Origin of the sequence: Escherichia sp. WS2035 (assembly GCF_046487065.1) — a bacterium.
Classification (GTDB): domain Bacteria; phylum Pseudomonadota; class Gammaproteobacteria; order Enterobacterales; family Enterobacteriaceae; genus Escherichia; species Escherichia coli.
Map to the genome: position 1 here is coordinate 142,289 of NZ_JBJQKD010000005.1, position 16,667 is coordinate 158,955.

At 52.0% G+C, this 16,667-nt stretch carries 16 protein-coding genes, 1 pseudogene and 1 riboswitch; of the genes and pseudogenes, 10 read left to right on the plus strand and 7 right to left on the minus strand.

The window, feature by feature from the left end:
* Position 1 precedes the first annotated feature (1 nt).
* From mraZ to ilvI, 5 genes are all read right to left on the minus strand, one after another.
* Entirely contained in the window at positions 2–460 is a 459-nt protein-coding gene (gene mraZ / locus ACJHX4_RS11025) for a division/cell wall cluster transcriptional repressor MraZ (protein WP_001295770.1), read from the minus strand.
* 601 nt (positions 461–1,061) lie between these two features.
* Complete coding sequence (gene cra / locus ACJHX4_RS11030; RefSeq protein WP_000762401.1) at positions 1,062–2,066, minus strand: catabolite repressor/activator; 1,005 nt, start codon at positions 2,064–2,066, stop codon at positions 1,062–1,064.
* 81 nt (positions 2,067–2,147) lie between these two features.
* Entirely contained in the window at positions 2,148–2,234 is an 87-nt protein-coding gene (locus ACJHX4_RS11035; RefSeq protein WP_001303787.1) for a fruR/shl operon leader peptide, read from the minus strand.
* An 11-nt stretch (positions 2,235–2,245) separates the two neighbouring features.
* Positions 2,246–2,737 carry an acetolactate synthase small subunit gene (gene ilvN / locus ACJHX4_RS11040; RefSeq protein WP_001252744.1) on the minus strand — a complete coding sequence of 164 codons (492 nt, stop codon included), beginning with the start codon at positions 2,735–2,737 and terminating at the stop codon, positions 2,246–2,248.
* Positions 2,738–2,739: 2 nt separating this feature from the next.
* Positions 2,740–4,464, minus strand: coding sequence for an acetolactate synthase 3 large subunit (gene ilvI / locus ACJHX4_RS11045; protein WP_000425639.1), 1,725 nt, complete (start codon positions 4,462–4,464; stop codon positions 2,740–2,742).
* 118 nt (positions 4,465–4,582) lie between these two features.
* Between ilvI and ACJHX4_RS11050 the strand changes: the two are divergent.
* Positions 4,583–4,621: pseudogene (locus ACJHX4_RS11050) on the plus strand (hypothetical protein).
* Between the two features lie 160 nt (positions 4,622–4,781).
* Here ACJHX4_RS11050 and leuO read toward each other — a convergent pair.
* On the minus strand, positions 4,782–5,726 hold the full coding sequence (leuO, locus tag ACJHX4_RS11055) for a transcriptional regulator LeuO (protein WP_001295767.1): 945 nt from the start codon (positions 5,724–5,726) through the stop codon (positions 4,782–4,784).
* Positions 5,727–6,383: 657 nt separating this feature from the next.
* Here leuO and leuL point away from each other — a divergent pair.
* The 5 genes from leuL (at position 6,384) to leuD (ending at position 11,243) form a co-directional block, all read left to right on the plus strand.
* Positions 6,384–6,470: a leu operon leader peptide gene (leuL, locus tag ACJHX4_RS11060; protein WP_001300467.1), complete on the plus strand. Its 87-nt coding sequence runs from the start codon at positions 6,384–6,386 to the stop codon at positions 6,468–6,470.
* 91 nt (positions 6,471–6,561) lie between these two features.
* Positions 6,562–8,133, plus strand: a complete 1,572-nt coding sequence (gene leuA, locus ACJHX4_RS11065; RefSeq protein ID WP_000082839.1) for a 2-isopropylmalate synthase — start codon at positions 6,562–6,564, stop codon at positions 8,131–8,133.
* On the plus strand, positions 8,133–9,224 hold the full coding sequence (gene leuB, locus ACJHX4_RS11070; RefSeq protein ID WP_000042356.1) for a 3-isopropylmalate dehydrogenase: 1,092 nt from the start codon (positions 8,133–8,135) through the stop codon (positions 9,222–9,224). Before leuA ends, leuB begins: the two co-directional genes overlap by 1 nt.
* A 2-nt stretch (positions 9,225–9,226) precedes the next feature.
* Positions 9,227–10,627 carry a 3-isopropylmalate dehydratase large subunit gene (leuC, locus tag ACJHX4_RS11075; RefSeq protein ID WP_001140652.1) on the plus strand — a complete coding sequence of 467 codons (1,401 nt, stop codon included), beginning with the start codon at positions 9,227–9,229 and terminating at the stop codon, positions 10,625–10,627.
* A 10-nt stretch (positions 10,628–10,637) separates the two neighbouring features.
* Positions 10,638–11,243 (plus strand): 3-isopropylmalate dehydratase small subunit, encoded by a 606-nt coding sequence (leuD, locus tag ACJHX4_RS11080; RefSeq protein WP_000818231.1) that lies wholly within the window; start codon positions 10,638–10,640, stop codon positions 11,241–11,243.
* Positions 11,244–11,349: 106 nt separating this feature from the next.
* On the opposite strand, the gene sgrT is transcribed toward leuD, so the two are convergent.
* The gene (sgrT, locus tag ACJHX4_RS11085) at positions 11,350–11,481 is read right to left on the minus strand and encodes a glucose uptake inhibitor SgrT (RefSeq protein WP_001248768.1); all 132 of its coding nucleotides are present in this window, start codon (positions 11,479–11,481) and stop codon (positions 11,350–11,352) included.
* An 88-nt stretch (positions 11,482–11,569) separates the two neighbouring features.
* On the opposite strand from sgrT, the gene sgrR reads away from it, so the two are divergent.
* The 4 genes from sgrR (at position 11,570) to thiQ (ending at position 16,640) form a co-directional block, all read left to right on the plus strand.
* Positions 11,570–13,225: a DNA-binding transcriptional regulator SgrR gene (sgrR, locus tag ACJHX4_RS11090; protein ID WP_001295766.1), complete on the plus strand. Its 1,656-nt coding sequence runs from the start codon at positions 11,570–11,572 to the stop codon at positions 13,223–13,225.
* A 33-nt stretch (positions 13,226–13,258) separates the two neighbouring features.
* A riboswitch (TPP riboswitch) is annotated at positions 13,259–13,358 on the plus strand.
* 30 nt (positions 13,359–13,388) lie between these two features.
* On the plus strand, positions 13,389–14,372 hold the full coding sequence (gene thiB, locus ACJHX4_RS11095) for a thiamine ABC transporter substrate binding subunit (protein ID WP_001295765.1): 984 nt from the start codon (positions 13,389–13,391) through the stop codon (positions 14,370–14,372).
* Entirely contained in the window at positions 14,348–15,958 is a 1,611-nt protein-coding gene (gene thiP, locus ACJHX4_RS11100) for a thiamine/thiamine pyrophosphate ABC transporter permease ThiP (RefSeq protein ID WP_000235625.1), read from the plus strand. Before thiB ends, thiP begins: the two co-directional genes overlap by 25 nt.
* Positions 15,942–16,640, plus strand: a complete 699-nt coding sequence (gene thiQ, locus ACJHX4_RS11105) for a thiamine ABC transporter ATP-binding protein ThiQ (protein ID WP_000916271.1) — start codon at positions 15,942–15,944, stop codon at positions 16,638–16,640. Before thiP ends, thiQ begins: the two co-directional genes overlap by 17 nt.
* The last annotated feature ends 27 nt before the right edge of the window (positions 16,641–16,667 follow it).

Consider the following 16,667-nt stretch of genomic DNA (forward strand, 5'->3'; position numbering starts at 1 on the left):
TTTATAGAGACAAGTCCTGCAGTCGCTCCGATAAGTCTCCGGTAGCCAACTGCTCTGCGTCGATATCTTCCTTGACCTGTTGATGCCAGGTTGTTTCATCCCACAGCTCAAACTTGTTGAACTGTCCAACCAGCATCACTTCTTTTGTCAGCCCGGCATGTTGCCGCAGTACTGGCGCGATTAACAATCGACCTGCGCCATCCATCTGACATTCGCTGGCATGACCTAACAGTAGGCGCTGCACACGGCGCTCAACCGGGTTCATGCTCGACAGACGCGATAATTTTTGCTCGATAATTTCCCATTCAGGCAGGGGGTAAAGCAGCAGGCACGGGTGATGAATGTCAATGGTGCAAACCATTTGACCGGCAGCGTTCTCAAGCAGCTGTTCCCGATAACGGGTAGGCACTGATAAGCGCCCTTTGCTGTCGAGATTGACTAACGTTGCTCCCCGGAACATGCCAGCCTCACCCCTTATTCCCACTTTGCCCCACAATTTCCCACTAAAAGGAGTTTACGGAGCGGAGGAAAAGCTTGTCAAGCCAGTCACAAGGCATACCGAGGTAAAAAACCCGATGTTTACGGCTAATATCAGCGTTGTTTATTTTACGTCCAACGTGCGAAGCAAATTAACGTTATGAATAGCTGTAAGAAAAAATCCCTCATCGTCATCACCGTTTTAAAATGACTCACTATTTTCCACAGCAAATATAAAGTGTCAGTTTGCGACGCGAGCGGCATTTTAGGACATATCTTCTCTGGTTAACAGTCCCTGTTGCGTCTGTGTGGCGCTTGATGCCAGCAGGTTTGCGCAAAAACAAAGAAAAGTGTTTGTTAAATCGGCAATTCATCTCTGCATGTAACAAAATAATGCAAAAACGCGCTGTCAATATCATTTAATTATTGTGCATTTCAGCAGGTGAGTTAATTAACGGGCGGGTTTAAAAGCATTTATCAATAATAGCCAGGAATAGTCTTATTTACTTTAAGGATATTGATGTCCATTCCCGTACTCAACGCGCCAGAGAGAAATTCACCTGGCGCGTACTTTTGTTCGCGGTTTAGCTACGGCTGAGCACGCCGCGGCGATAGAGATTACGTTTAATGCGCGTTAAACCAGGTTTTGGCTTACGCGGTTCGTCCAGGCTCGCCAGGACAATCTCCAGCACACGTTCTGCGACATCGCGGTGACGTTGAGCCACTGCCAGCACCGGGCACTGTAAGAAGTCGAGCAGTTCGTTATCGCCAAAGGTGGCAATTGCCAGGTCAGAAGGCAGTTTGCCGTCGCGACGTAGCGTGACATCCATCACCCCTTGCAACAACGCAAACGACGTTGTGAACAGCGCCTGCGGCATCGGATGCGTTTCCAGCCATTTTTCGAATAACTGGGCAGCTGCCTCCCGCTCATAGCTGTTGGCATAAAGGAAATGCACTTCGCGCGGATCATCTTTCCAGGCAGTACGGAAGCCTTGTTCACGCAGGAAGCTGACAGAAAGCTCCGGCAGCGCGCCAAGATAAAGCACCGTCTCGGCGGGAAACTTACGTAACTCTTCCGCCAGCATTTCGGCATCATCCTGATCGGCACCAACCACGCTGGTGAAGTGTTCACGATCGAGGGCGCGGTCCAGCGCGACAATCGGGAACGGGTCGTTAGCCCAGCGTTGATAAAAAGGATGCTCAGGTGGCAACGACGTCGAAACAATAATGGCATCAACCTGACGCTGTAAAAGGTGCTCAATACAGCGCATTTCGTTGTCGGGCTGATCTTCCGAGCAGGCAATCAGCAGTTGATAACCCCGTTGCCGCGCCTGGCGTTCAAGATAGTTAGCGATGCGGGTATAGCTGGTGTTCTCCAGATCGGGGATCACAAGACCAATAGAACGTGTGCGTCCAGCACGAAGCCCAGCTGCCACGGCGTTCGGGTGGTAATTGTGCTCACGCACCACAGCCATGACTTTTTCAACGGTTTTGTCGCTCACACGGTATTGCTTCGCTTTGCCGTTAATAACATAGCTTGCAGTGGTCCGCGACACTCCCGCCAGCCGAGCGATTTCATCCAGTTTCACAATTGCCCCTTGCGTAAAATGTAAAAACCATAGCCATTGTACTGGTATGGGTTAAATTCATTAACATCTAAGCGCAGAAAATTAACTGCGGCAACTGCTTTTATTCCAGGTTCCCACTGATTTCGCAAAAAAAGCCCAACGTGACATGTTGGGCTGCAAATTGCGCATTGAGATCATTCTCAACGCATTATTTTATCGCCGCGCGAAAGTCCGACCACACCAGAGCGAGCAACTTCCACAATTTTCGCCACATCGCGAATCGATGCTAAAAATGCATCAAGCTTATCGCTGGTGCCTGCTAATTGAACGGTATAAAGCGAGGGTGTGACATCGATAATTTGCCCACGGAATATTTCCGTATTACGTTTCACTTCGTCACGCCCGTAACCGCTGGCCTGAATTTTCACCAGCATGATTTCCCGCTCAACGTGCGCGCCCTGCCCCAACTCGCTCACGCGCAAGACATCGACCAGCTTGTGTAATTGCTTTTCGATTTGCTCAAGCACTTTTTCATCGCCCACGGTCTGGATGGTCATACGCGATAATGTCGGATCGTCGGTTGGCGCAACGGTCAGGCTTTCAATGTTGTAGCCACGCTGGGAAAAAAGGCCAATCACGCGGGATAACGCGCCTGATTCATTTTCGAGTAAGACTGATAATATCCGGCGCATAATCAGGTTCTCTCCGTTTTGCTTAACCACATTTCATCCATTCCGCCCCCGCGAATCTGCATCGGGTAGACGTGCTCACTGCCATCGACGGTAACATCAACAAACACCAGGCGATTATTGCGCACCTGTTCCAGCGCCTCGCTAAGTTTGCTTTCCAGTTCTTGCGGATGAGAGATCTGGATCCCGACGTGACCATAGGCTTCCGCCAGACGGACGAAGTCTGGTAAGGACTGCATATAAGATTGTGAATGACGGCCGGAATAGATCATGTCCTGCCACTGCTTCACCATCCCCAGATAGCGATTATTGAGATTCACCACCAGTACGGGCAACTCGTATTGCAAGGCGGTAGACAGTTCCTGGATGTTCATCTGAATACTGCCGTCACCAGTGACGCAAACCACGGTTTCTTCTGGCAACGCCATTTTGACGCCCAGTGCCGCAGGTAAACCAAAACCCATCGTGCCGAGGCCGCCAGAGTTGATCCAGCGACGCGGTTTGTCGAATGGATAATAAAGCGCAGCAAACATCTGGTGCTGCCCGACATCGGACGTCACGTAAGCGTCCCCATTAGTCAACCGCCAAAGAGTCTCGATCACCGCCTGCGGTTTAATCTTTTCACTGTGAGTGTCATATTTCAGGCACTGACGAGCGCGCCACTGTTCAATCTGCTGCCACCAGTCGCGGATCTCATCCAGCGGTTGATGGGCGGATTCTTGCGACAGGAGTTCAAGCATTTGTTCTAGGACCTGGCGAGCATCCCCCACAATCGGGATATCAGCAGTCACGGTTTTAGAAATTGAGGTTGGATCAATATCGATATGCAGAACAGTGGCATTTGGGCAGTATTTTGCCAGATTGTTCGTCGTTCGGTCATCAAAACGTGCCCCGACGGCGAAAATCACATCCGCGTTATGCATCGTCATATTGGCTTCGTAGGTACCGTGCATTCCCAACATGCCCAGTGCCTGACGATGCGTTGCCGGAAACGCCCCCAGCCCCATCAAAGAGGAAACAACGGGCAGATTCAACGCCTCCACCGCTTCTTTCAACTGCAGATGGCAGCCCGCCGTGATTGCCCCACCGCCTACGTAGACAACCGGTTTTTTTGCCGCCACCAGCGTTTGCAGAGCGCGCTTAATTTGCCCTTTATGCCCGGAGGTCGTGGGATTGTAAGAACGCATACTGACCGACTCCGGCCAGACATAGGGTAATTTGTTCGCCGGATTTAGAATATCTTTCGGTAAATCAACGACCACGGGTCCAGGACGACCACTTGCCGCTAGCCAGAAAGCCTTTTTCAGCACCTGCGGAATGTCTTCCGTTTGCTTAACCAGAAAACTGTGTTTAACCACCGGGCGAGAAATCCCCACCATGTCGCACTCCTGAAAGGCATCATAACCTATCAACGAAGTCGCTACCTGCCCGGAAAGGACAACTAATGGAATGGAATCCATATAAGCGGTGGCAATGCCAGTAATCGCATTGGTCGCCCCTGGACCCGACGTTACCAGCACGACGCCGACTTCCCCGGTCGCGCGCGCCAGACCATCGGCCATATGCACCGCCGCCTGCTCATGGCGAACTAAAACATGATCGATACCACCCACGGTATGCAATGCATCGTAAATATCAAGGACCGCGCCTCCAGGATAACCGAATACTTGTTTAACGCCCTGATCGATAAGCGATCGGACGACCATCTCGGCTCCAGACAACATCTCCATGGCCTGCCTCACTGTTTGACGGAAAAAATGTGTAAAACACATTAACCGTCCGATCTTGCTTAAGCAATTGGCAGACAGAGACATAAACACGGGGTAATAAGAATAAACAGGAGGAAAGGTGAAAAGAAACGATAAAATCCTCCATTACAGAGGATGAAATTGATAATAAATCGGCTGAATCCTACAACTTACAGCAATTTCTCTATTTTTTTAATTAATCCTAAAATAGAGAGCACAAATATTCAGAATAAAATTCTACATTCAATAAAAAATGCAGAATAAACCAGACATTGATGTCTGACCTATTCTGCATTCAGTTAGCGTTTGCAAATTGAGACTAATTGCTCTTCCATCCACTGATGGCCTTTATCGCGCCCGGCAGCTTCATGCCAGGAGAGATAACAGGTTCTGCTGTTTTGTTTTAACGGCAGCGGTAATACCTGTAACTCTAAGGATTCAGCGAACTCTTCAGCCAACCAACGCGGCGCAATAGCAACCAGATGCGTTTGCGACACCACGCTAAGTACGCTCATCATTGCCATGCCCTGATACGCGATACTGGCTTGCTTATCTACCGTGTCATACCAGGTTTGACTAAATGACGCGAAACGATCGAGCGAAACCGCCGCATGTTGTTCGTTATAAACATCATGTTTCAGTAACGGGCCTTTAATTGTTGGATGATTTTTGCTGGCTACCAACACCATTTCATCTTTAAATAATGGCACGCTGGTAAATTCAGGACGATGGAAGTCTTCATAACTAATCACAAACTCCGTTTCCTGATAACGCAGCTGATGTTCAGTGTTCTGATTTAATGAAGACTTGAACATAACATGTATATTTGGCGCAATCTGCTCAATGTGATTATAAATCTGCGAGGTCAGAATGCTGTCTAACGGGCTGCAGACACAAAGATGAAATACACGTTCACTACTGGCAGGCTCAAAGCCTGAACCTGGTAATTCATTTTGTACTAATTGCAATGCCTGACGAACTGAGCCAAAAAGTTGAAATGCGCGAGCAGTCGGTTGAATACCACGACCATAACGAACAAAAAGCTCGTCATTAAACATCACCTTCAGGCGTGCAACAGCGTTACTGACCGCAGGTTGCGACATTCCCAGAGCATGAGCGGCACGGGTGATGTTTTGCTCCTGCATCACGGCATCGAAAACGGTTAATAAGTTGAGATCGACCATGCGTAGCTGTGGCTTGCTTAACTCCGCCGTCTCTGGATGATCTGTTTGTACCTCTGGCATACTTAACTCCACTGTCACACTTAACTCCCTTTCCCTTATTGGAATGCAGAGAAATAATCCTCGAGAATATGATTTATCATGCATATAAAATAAGAAAAAGCAAAATGAGTAAAATTAGGAAAACATAAAGATACGGGTTCTGATAAAAACAGAATCCACTGCCGAGCAAAGAGTCGTTTACTACAGCATAATAATCCATAATTTTTTTGTTGCGAAAACAATCTAATCATAACTACCACGAATACTCAATCATCCACAAAATGGATTAAATGTGCTTTTTAATAATTAATTTATATGTTTAATGCATTAATTCTTAACATTAATTGATCAATAATATTCACCAAATGAATATCAAAAAATTCGCAAAACATATAATTCAATACAAATCATCAGGATAGGTTTTGTAACGCGTGCATTTTATCCCCCTTTCCCTCGTTGATTAGATGCAAAAAATTATTCTGAAATATGTCAACCGATGAAAAGCATCGGCGGTTAAGCAGAAATTAATATCGCTTGTTTTAACCACCGCAGCACAATTAGCTAATTTTACGGATGCCGAACTCACAATGGCGTGACGTTTTTATTGCTTCAGGGTTGACATCCGTTTTTGTATCCAGTAACTCTAAAAGCATATCGCATTCATCTGGAGCTGATTTAATGACTCACATCGTTCGCTTTATCGGTCTACTACTACTAAACGCATCTTCTTTGCGCGGTAGACGAGTGAGCGGCATCCAGCATTAAGCCAGCACGCAGTCAAACAAAAACCCGCGCCATTGCGCGGGTTTTTTTATGCCCGAAGCGAGGCGCTCAAAAAGAGACAAGGACCCAAACCATGAGCCAGCAAGTCATTATTTTCGATACCACATTGCGCGACGGTGAACAGGCGTTACAGGCAAGCTTGAGTGTGAAAGAAAAACTGCAAATTGCGCTGGCCCTTGAGCGTATGGGTGTTGACGTGATGGAAGTCGGTTTCCCCGTCTCTTCGCCGGGTGATTTTGAATCAGTGCAGACCATCGCTCGCCAGGTTAAAAACAGCCGTGTATGCGCGTTAGCTCGCTGCGTGGAGAAAGATATCGACGTGGCAGCCGAATCCCTGAAAGTCGCCGAAGCCTTCCGTATTCATACCTTTATTGCCACTTCGCCAATGCACATCGCCACCAAGCTGCGCAGCACGCTGGACGAAGTGATCGAACGCGCTATCTATATGGTGAAACGCGCCCGTAATTACACCGATGATGTTGAATTTTCTTGCGAAGATGCCGGACGCACCCCAATTGCCGATCTGGCGCGAGTGGTCGAAGCGGCGATTAATGCCGGTGCCACCACCATCAACATTCCGGACACCGTGGGCTACACCATGCCATTTGAGTTCGCCGGAATCATCAGCGGCCTGTATGAACGCGTACCCAACATCGACAAAGCCATTATTTCCGTACATACCCACGACGATTTGGGCCTGGCGGTCGGCAACTCACTGGCGGCGGTACATGCCGGAGCACGGCAGGTAGAAGGCGCAATGAACGGGATCGGCGAGCGTGCCGGTAACTGTTCCCTTGAAGAAGTCATCATGGCGATCAAAGTTCGTAAGGATATTCTCAACGTCCACACCGCCATCAATCACCAGGAGATATGGCGCACCAGCCAGTTAGTTAGCCAGATTTGTAATATGCCGATCCCGGCAAACAAAGCCATTGTTGGCAGCGGCGCATTCGCACACTCCTCCGGTATCCACCAGGATGGTGTACTGAAAAACCGCGAAAACTACGAAATCATGACACCAGAATCTATTGGTCTGAACCAAATCCAGCTGAATCTGACCTCTCGTTCGGGGCGTGCGGCGGTGAAACATCGCATGGATGAGATGGGATATAAAGAAAGTGAATATAATTTAGACAACCTGTACGACGCTTTCCTGAAGCTGGCGGACAAAAAAGGCCAGGTGTTTGATTACGATCTGGAGGCGCTGGCCTTCATCGATAAGCAGCAAGAAGAGCCGGAGCATTTCCGTCTGGATTACTTCAGCGTGCAGTCAGGTTCTAACGATATTGCCACTGCCGCCGTCAAACTGGCCTGTGGCGAAGAAGTTAAAGCAGAAGCCGCTAACGGCAACGGCCCGGTTGATGCCGTCTACCAGGCGATAAACCGCATCACTGACTATAACGTCGAACTGGTGAAATACAGCCTGACCGCCAAAGGTCACGGTAAAGATGCGCTGGGTCAGGTGGATATTGTCGCCAACTACAACGGTCGCCGCTTCCACGGCGTCGGCCTGGCCACCGATATTGTCGAGTCCTCCGCCAAAGCCATGGTGCACGTACTGAACAATATCTGGCGTGCCGCAGAAGTCGAAAAAGAGTTGCAACGCAAAGCTCAACACAACGAAAACAACAAGGAAACCGTGTGATGTCGAAGAATTACCATATTGCCGTATTGCCGGGGGACGGTATTGGTCCGGAAGTGATGACCCAGGCGCTGAAAGTGCTGGATGCCGTGCGCAACCGATTTGCGATGCGTATCACCACCAGCCATTACGATGTAGGCGGCGCAGCCATTGATAATCACGGGCAGCCGCTGCCGCCTGCGACGGTTGAAGGTTGTGAGCAAGCCGATGCCGTGCTGTTTGGCTCGGTAGGTGGTCCGAAGTGGGAACATTTGCCGCCAGACCAGCAACCAGAACGCGGCGCACTGCTGCCTTTGCGTAAGCACTTCAAATTATTCAGCAATCTGCGTCCGGCAAAACTGTATCAGGGGCTGGAAGCATTCTGTCCGCTGCGTGCTGACATTGCCGCAAACGGCTTTGACATCCTGTGTGTGCGCGAACTGACCGGCGGCATCTATTTCGGTCAGCCAAAAGGCCGCGAAGGTAGCGGACAATATGAAAAAGCGTTTGATACCGAGGTGTACCACCGTTTTGAGATCGAGCGTATTGCCCGCATCGCATTTGAATCTGCCCGCAAGCGTCGCCACAAAGTCACCTCAATCGACAAAGCCAACGTGCTGCAATCCTCTATTTTATGGCGGGAGATCGTTAACGAGATCGCCACGGAATACCCGGACGTCGAACTGGCGCATATGTACATCGACAACGCCACCATGCAGCTGATTAAAGATCCATCACAGTTTGACGTCTTGCTGTGCTCCAACCTGTTTGGCGACATTCTGTCTGATGAGTGCGCAATGATCACTGGCTCAATGGGGATGTTGCCTTCCGCCAGCCTGAACGAGCAAGGTTTTGGTCTGTATGAACCGGCGGGCGGCTCGGCACCCGATATCGCAGGTAAAAATATCGCCAACCCGATTGCACAAATTCTGTCGCTGGCGCTGCTGCTGCGTTACAGCCTGGATGCCGATGATGCGGCTTCCGCCATTGAACGCGCCATTAACCGCGCATTAGAAGAAGGCATTCGCACCGGGGATTTAGCCCGTGGCGCTGCCGCCGTTAGTACCGATGAAATGGGCGATATCATTGCCCGCTATGTGGCAGAAGGGGTGTAATCATGGCTAAGACGTTATACGAAAAATTATTCGACGCTCACGTAGTGTACGAAGCCGAAAACGAAACCCCGCTGTTATATATCGACCGCCACCTGGTGCATGAAGTGACCTCACCGCAGGCGTTCGATGGTCTGCGCGCCCACGGTCGCCCGGTACGTCAGCCGGGCAAAACCTTCGCCACCATGGATCACAACGTCTCTACCCAGACGAAAGACATTAATGCCTGCGGTGAAATGGCGCGCATCCAGATGCAGGAGCTGATCAAAAACTGCAAAGAATTTGGCGTCGAGCTGTATGACCTGAATCACCCGTATCAGGGGATCGTCCACGTAATGGGGCCGGAACAGGGTGTGACCTTGCCGGGGATGACCATTGTCTGCGGCGACTCACATACCGCCACCCACGGCGCGTTTGGCGCACTGGCCTTTGGTATCGGCACTTCCGAAGTTGAACACGTACTGGCAACGCAAACCCTGAAACAGGGCCGGGCGAAGACCATGAAAATTGAAGTCCAGGGCAAAGCCGCGCCGGGCATTACCGCAAAAGATATCGTGCTGGCAATTATTGGTAAAACCGGCAGCGCAGGCGGTACCGGGCATGTGGTGGAATTTTGCGGCGAAGCAATCCGTGATTTAAGCATGGAAGGTCGTATGACCCTGTGCAATATGGCAATCGAAATGGGCGCAAAAGCCGGTCTGGTTGCGCCGGACGAAACCACCTTTAACTATGTTAAAGGCCGTCTGCATGCGCCGAAAGGTAAAGATTTCGACGACGCCGTTGCCTACTGGAAAACCCTGCAAACCGACGAAGGAGCAACTTTCGATACCGTTGTCACTCTGCAAGCAGAAGAGATTTCGCCGCAGGTCACCTGGGGCACCAATCCAGGCCAGGTGATTTCTGTGAACGACAATATTCCCGATCCGGCTTCGTTTGCCGATCCGGTTGAACGCGCGTCGGCAGAAAAAGCGCTGGCCTATATGGGGCTGAAACCGGGTATTCCGCTGACAGAAGTGGCTATCGACAAAGTGTTTATTGGTTCCTGTACTAACTCGCGTATTGAAGATTTACGCGCGGCAGCGGAAATCGCCAAAGGCCGGAAAGTCGCGCCAGGCGTACAAGCGCTGGTGGTTCCCGGCTCCGGTCCGGTTAAAGCCCAGGCGGAAGCGGAAGGTCTGGACAAAATTTTTATCGAAGCTGGTTTTGAATGGCGCTTGCCAGGTTGCTCAATGTGTCTGGCGATGAATAACGACCGTCTGAATCCGGGCGAACGTTGCGCCTCCACCAGCAACCGTAACTTTGAAGGCCGCCAGGGGCGCGGCGGGCGCACGCATCTGGTCAGCCCGGCAATGGCTGCCGCCGCGGCTGTGACCGGACATTTCGCCGACATTCGTAACATTAAATAAGGAGCACACCATGGCAGAGAAATTTATCAAACACACAGGCCTGGTGGTTCCGTTGGATGCCGCCAATGTCGATACCGATGCAATCATCCCGAAACAGTTTTTGCAGAAAGTGACCCGTACGGGTTTTGGCGCGCATCTGTTTAACGACTGGCGTTTTCTGGATGAAAAAGGCCAACAGCCAAACCCGGACTTCGTGCTGAACTTCCCGCAGTATCAGGGCGCTTCCATTTTGCTGGCACGAGAAAACTTCGGCTGCGGTTCCTCGCGTGAGCACGCGCCGTGGGCATTGACCGATTACGGTTTTAAGGTGGTGATTGCGCCGAGTTTTGCTGACATCTTCTACGGCAATAGCTTTAACAACCAGCTGCTGCCGGTGAAATTAAGCGATGCAGAAGTGGATGAGCTGTTTGCGCTGGTGAAAGCCAATCCGGGGATTCATTTTGATGTAGACCTGGAAGCGCAAGAGGTGAAAGCGGGAGAGAAAACTTATCGCTTTACCATCGATGCCTTCCGCCGCCACTGCATGATGAACGGTCTGGACAGCATCGGCCTGACTCTGCAGCACGACGATGCTATTGCGTCTTATGAAGAGAAGCAACCGGCGTTTATGCGTTAGTTTGTACACCGTCCGGCACTCAATCGCCAAAAGAAAAAAGCCAGCAGATAATCACTGCTGGCGTGGCGATTAACACCAATACTCAGTCACACATGATGTCCGCAAATCAGTAGTCAGAATGACTCCCCTCCCATTGCATCAGTTCTTCAAGCATGGTTAATCGTTGTGGGACGCTTAACCAACGCAACCAGCACAACTTCGCTGTCGCGGTAAAATAGTGCTGATAAAACTGACGCATGGGGCACCTCCTTGCTTCATCGTTAGGAATTATTGACTTAATATAGGGAAAATAAAATTGCTGTCTTTTGCGCAGGAGTTCCCCTTTTATGCCATCTGCTCGTCTGCAACAACAGTTCATCCGCCTGTGGCAATGCTGCGAGGGTAAATCTCAGGAGACCACGCTCAACGAACTGGCAGCGTTACTGAGTTGCTCGCGTCGTCATATGCGCACCCTGCTCAACACCATGCAGGATCGCGGCTGGCTGACGTGGGAAGCGGAAGTCGGGCGCGGTAAACGCTCGCGTCTGACATTCCTCTATACCGGGCTGGCGCTTCAGCAACAGCGAGCGGAAGACCTGCTGGAGCAGGATCGTATCGACCAACTAGTGCAGTTGGTTGGCGACAAAGCGACTGTGCGGCAAATGCTGGTTTCTCATCTGGGCCGCAGCTTCCGCCAGGGGCGGCACATCCTGCGCGTGCTCTACTATCGTCCGTTGCGTAATCTGCTACCTGGCAGCGCATTGCGCCGTTCTGAAACCCATATCGCCCGGCAAATCTTCAGTTCGCTAACGCGCATAAATGAGGAAAATGGGGAACTGGAAGCAGACATCGCACACCACTGGCAGCAAATATCACCGCTTCACTGGCGTTTCTTTTTGCGTCCAGGAGTCCATTTTCACCATGGTCGTGAACTGGAAATGGACGATGTGATCGCCTCTTTAAAACGAATCAATACGCTTCCGCTCTATTCGCATATTGCTGACATTGTGTCGCCGACGCCCTGGACGCTGGATATCCATCTCACGCAACCGGACCGCTGGTTGCCGTTACTGCTGGGGCAAGTTCCGGCAATGATCCTGCCGCGCGAATGGGAAACCCTCAGTAACTTTGCCAGCCATCCCATCGGCACCGGTCCGTATGCGGTGATCCGCAACAGCACCAATCAACTGAAAATTCAGGCATTCGATGACTTCTTCGGTTACCGGGCATTAATCGACGAAGTTAACGTCTGGGTTCTAACGGAAATTGCCGACGAGCCAGCCGGAGGGCTGATGCTGAAAGGGCCGCAGGGCGAGGAACAAGAGATTGAAAGCCGCCTGGAGGAAGGTTGCTATTATTTACTGTTCGACAACCGCACCCACCGCGGGGCGAATCAGCAAGTCAGGGACTGGGTAAGCTATGTGCTTTCTCCGACGAATCTGGTCTATTTCGCCGAGGAACAATACCAGCAACTCTGGTTCCCGGCTTATGGACTGCTCCCCCGCTGGCACCATGCCCGCCCGACACATTGCGAAAAACCCGCCGGGCTGGAACATCTCACCCTGACCTTTTATCAGGATCATATTGAACATCGAGTGATTGCCGGGATCATGCAGCAGATTCTGGCGAGTCACCAGGTCACGCTGGAAATCAAAGAGATCAGCTACGATCAGTGGCATGAAGGAGAGATCGAGAGCGATATCTGGCTTAACAGCGCCAACTTTACGCTGCCGCTGGATTTTTCGCTGTTCGCGCACTTGTGCGAGGTGCCGCTACTCCAACACTGTATTCCGATCGACTGGCAAGCCGACGCCGCCCGCTGGCGCAATGGCGAAATGAACCTGGCGAACTGGTGCCAGCAACTGGTCGCCAGCAAAGCAATGGTGCCACTTATCCACCACTGGCTGATCATTCAGGGGCAACGCAGTATGCGCGGCCTGCGCATGAACACCCTCGGCTGGTTCGATTTTAAATCAGCGTGGTTTGCACCACCGGATCCATGATTGCTGGTTGATAACAAAATCACTACACTAACGCCGTTCTCAACGGGGTGCCACGCAGCCGCGTGCGCTGAGAAAATACCCGTCGAACCTGATCCGGATAACGCCGGCGAAGGGATTTGAGGCTCCTTCTCAAGTCCTTTGCCACTCTTTTGTGAGGTGCAAAGTGTTAAAAAAATGTCTTCCCCTGCTGTTGCTGTGCACAGCGCCTGTTTTCGCTAAACCTGTTCTGACTGTTTATACCTACGATTCCTTTGCCGCTGACTGGGGACCTGGTCCGGTAGTCAAAAAAGCCTTTGAAGCAGACTGTAATTGCGAACTGAAACTGGTGGCGCTGGAAGATGGCGTTTCGCTGCTCAACCGTCTACGGATGGAAGGCAAAAACAGCAAAGCCGATGTGGTGCTGGGGCTGGATAACAACCTGCTGGACGCCGCCAGCAAAACCGGGTTGTTTGCCAAAAGCGGCGTCGCGACAGAGGCTGTAAACGTTCCCGGCGGCTGGAAAAATGACACCTTTGTGCCGTTTGACTATGGCTATTTCGCCTTCGTCTATGACAAGAACAAACTGAAAAATCCGCCGCAAAGCCTGAAAGAACTGGTTGAGAGCGATCAAAACTGGCGGGTGATTTATGAAGATCCGCGTACCAGTACACCAGGTCTGGGTCTGTTGCTATGGATGCAAAAAGTCTATGGCGATAACGCCCCGCAAGCCTGGCAGAAACTGGCGAAGAAAACTGTCACGGTCACTAAAGGCTGGAGCGAAGCCTACGGCCTGTTTTTAAAAGGCGAAAGCGATCTGGTACTGAGTTACACCACCTCTCCGGCTTATCACATTCTCGAAGAGAAGAAAGATAACTACGCCGCCGCGAACTTCAGCGAAGGTCACTATCTGCAGGTGGAAGTTGCCGCCCGCACCGCTGCCAGCAAGCAGCCAGAGCTGGCGCAAAAATTCCTCCAGTTTATGGTTTCTCCGGCTTTTCAGAATGCGATCCCAACCGGCAACTGGATGTATCCGGTAGCAAACGTCACTCTGCCTGCAGGATTTGAACAATTGACCAAACCAGCCACCACGCTAGAGTTCACGCCCGCCGAAGTGGCGGCACAACGTCAGGCATGGATTAGCGAATGGCAACGCGCCGTCAGCCGTTAATTCCCGGCTGGTTAATTCCAGGAATAAGCGCCGCCACACTGGTGGTAGCGGTTGCGCTGGCGGCGTTTCTCGCCCTGTGGTGGAACGCGCCGCAGGGTGACTGGGTGGCAGTCTGGCAGGACAGCTATCTGTGGCATGTGGTGCGCTTCTCCTTCTGGCAGGCGTTTCTCTCGGCGCTGCTCTCTGTCGTACCCGCAATATTCCTCGCCCGCGCGCTCTATCGCAGGCGCTTTCCTGGGCGACAGGTGCTGTTGCGTCTGTGCGCAATGACCTTGATCCTCCCGGTGCTGGTCGCCGTTTTCGGCATTCTTAGCGTCTATGGTCGCCAGGGCTGGCTGGCCTCGCTCTGGCAATCACTTGGTCTGGAGTGGACCTTTTCGCCCTACGGCCTGCAAGGCATTTTGCTGGCCCATGTGTTTTTTAATCTGCCGATGGCTAGCCGTTTATTACTCCAGGCACTGGAAAACATTCCCGGCGAACAACGTCAGCTTGCCGCACAACTTGGGATGCGCGGCTGGCACTTCTTCCGCTTCGTCGAATGGCCGTGGTTACGGCGACAAATCCCGCCGGTTGCTGCGCTTATCTTTATGCTCTGTTTCGCCAGCTTCGCCACCGTGCTATCGCTGGGCGGCGGTCCGCAGGCGACCACTATCGAGCTGGCAATCTATCAGGCGCTGAGTTACGACTACGATCCTGCCCGCGCGGCAATGCTGGCGCTGATCCAGATGGTGTGCTGCCTCGGGCTGGTGCTGTTGAGTCAGCGATTGAGTAAGGCCATTGCGCCCGGTACCACACTGCTGCAAGGCTGGCGCGACCCGGACGATCGTCTGCATAGTCGCATTTGCGACACGGCGTTAATTGTGCTGGCGCTGCTGCTGTTGCTGCCACCGTTACTGGCGGTGATCGTCGATGGGGTAAATCGCCAGTTGCCGGAAGTGCTGGCACAACCGGTGCTGTGGCAGGCGCTGTGGACCTCGTTGCGTATTGCGCTGGCGGCAGGCGTATTGTGCGTAGTGCTGACCATGATGCTGCTATGGAGCAGTCGCGAACTTCGGGCACGGCAGAAAATGCTGGCGGGTCAGGCGCTGGAGATGAGCGGCATGTTGATCCTCGCCATGCCGGGGATTGTACTGGCTACGGGCTTCTTTTTACTGCTCAACAACACTATCGGCCTGCCACAATCTGCTGACGGCATTGTGATTTTCACCAATGCGTTAATGGCAATCCCTTATGCGCTGAAAGTACTGGAAAACCCGATGCGCGATATCACCGCCCGCTACAGCATGTTGTGTCAGTCGCTGGGCATTGAAGGCTGGTCACGCTTAAAAGTGGTGGAGCTGCGCGCTCTGAAACGTCCACTGGCGCAGGCGCTGGCCTTTGCTTGTGTGCTGTCGATTGGTGATTTTGGCGTGGTGGCATTGTTCGGTAACGATGATTTCCGTACCCTGCCGTTTTATCTCTATCAGCAAATTGGCTCCTATCGCAGCCAGGACGGCGCGGTCACCGCGTTAATTCTGCTGCTGCTCTGTTTTCTGCTGTTTACCGTGATTGAAAAAATACCGGGGCGAAATGTTAAAACTGACTGATATCACCTGGCTTTACCACCATTTGCCGATGCGTTTTAGCTTAACGGTGGAACGCGGCGAGCAGGTGGCGATCCTCGGGCCAAGCGGCGCGGGTAAAAGCACCCTGCTAAATTTGATCGCCGGTTTTCTGACGCCAGCCAGCGGTTTGCTGACTCTCGACGGCGTAGATCACACCACAACGCCACCGTCACGTCGTCCGGTGTCAATGCTGTTTCAGGAGAACAACCTGTTCAGCCACCTGACGGTCGCGCAGAACATCGGGCTGGGGCTAAATCCGGGGTTGAAACTAAATGCGGCGCAGCAGAAGAAAATGCACGCGATTGCCCACCAGATGGGGATTGATAATTTAATGGCGCGGTTACCTGGCGAGCTTTCCGGCGGTCAGCGACAGCGCGTGGCGTTAGCGCGTTGTCTGGTACGCGAACAGCCCATTTTATTGCTCGATGAACCGTTTTCCGCACTCGATCCGGCGCTACGTCAGGAGATGCTGACGCTGGTGAGTTCGAGCTGCCAACAGCAAAAAATGACGCTCTTGATGGTGTCGCACAGTGTGGAAGATGCGGCGCGGATCGCCACGCGCTCGGTGGTGGTCGCCGACGGGCGTATCGCCTGGCAGGGTAAGACCGATGAGTTGTTGAGCGGTAAGGCGAGTGCTTCGGCGCTGTTGGGAATTAAAGGTTAATATGCACTGTCGGATGCGGCGTGAACG

What these genes read in the sequence shown, in the direction of transcription:
- sgrT (WP_001248768.1), bottom strand. Translation starts at nt 11,481, where the DNA reads ATGCGTCAGTTTTATCAGCACTATTTTACCGCGACAGCGAAGTTGTGC.
- thiP (WP_000235625.1), top strand. Translation starts at nt 14,348, where the DNA reads ATGGCAACGCGCCGTCAGCCGTTAATTCCCGGCTGGTTAATTCCAGGA.
- ilvN (WP_001252744.1), bottom strand. Translation starts at nt 2,737, where the DNA reads ATGCGCCGGATATTATCAGTCTTACTCGAAAATGAATCAGGCGCGTTA.
- leuL (WP_001300467.1), top strand. Translation starts at nt 6,384, where the DNA reads ATGACTCACATCGTTCGCTTTATCGGTCTACTACTACTAAACGCATCT.
- ilvI (WP_000425639.1), bottom strand. Translation starts at nt 4,464, where the DNA reads ATGGAGATGTTGTCTGGAGCCGAGATGGTCGTCCGATCGCTTATCGAT.
- leuC (WP_001140652.1), top strand. Translation starts at nt 9,227, where the DNA reads ATGGCTAAGACGTTATACGAAAAATTATTCGACGCTCACGTAGTGTAC.
- leuD (WP_000818231.1), top strand. Translation starts at nt 10,638, where the DNA reads ATGGCAGAGAAATTTATCAAACACACAGGCCTGGTGGTTCCGTTGGAT.
- leuO (WP_001295767.1), bottom strand. Translation starts at nt 5,726, where the DNA reads ATGCCAGAGGTACAAACAGATCATCCAGAGACGGCGGAGTTAAGCAAG.
- ACJHX4_RS11035 (WP_001303787.1), bottom strand. Translation starts at nt 2,234, where the DNA reads ATGCGCAATTTGCAGCCCAACATGTCACGTTGGGCTTTTTTTGCGAAA.
- leuB (WP_000042356.1), top strand. Translation starts at nt 8,133, where the DNA reads ATGTCGAAGAATTACCATATTGCCGTATTGCCGGGGGACGGTATTGGT.
- thiQ (WP_000916271.1), top strand. Translation starts at nt 15,942, where the DNA reads ATGTTAAAACTGACTGATATCACCTGGCTTTACCACCATTTGCCGATG.
- sgrR (WP_001295766.1), top strand. Translation starts at nt 11,570, where the DNA reads ATGCCATCTGCTCGTCTGCAACAACAGTTCATCCGCCTGTGGCAATGC.
- leuA (WP_000082839.1), top strand. Translation starts at nt 6,562, where the DNA reads ATGAGCCAGCAAGTCATTATTTTCGATACCACATTGCGCGACGGTGAA.
- mraZ (WP_001295770.1), bottom strand. Translation starts at nt 460, where the DNA reads ATGTTCCGGGGAGCAACGTTAGTCAATCTCGACAGCAAAGGGCGCTTA.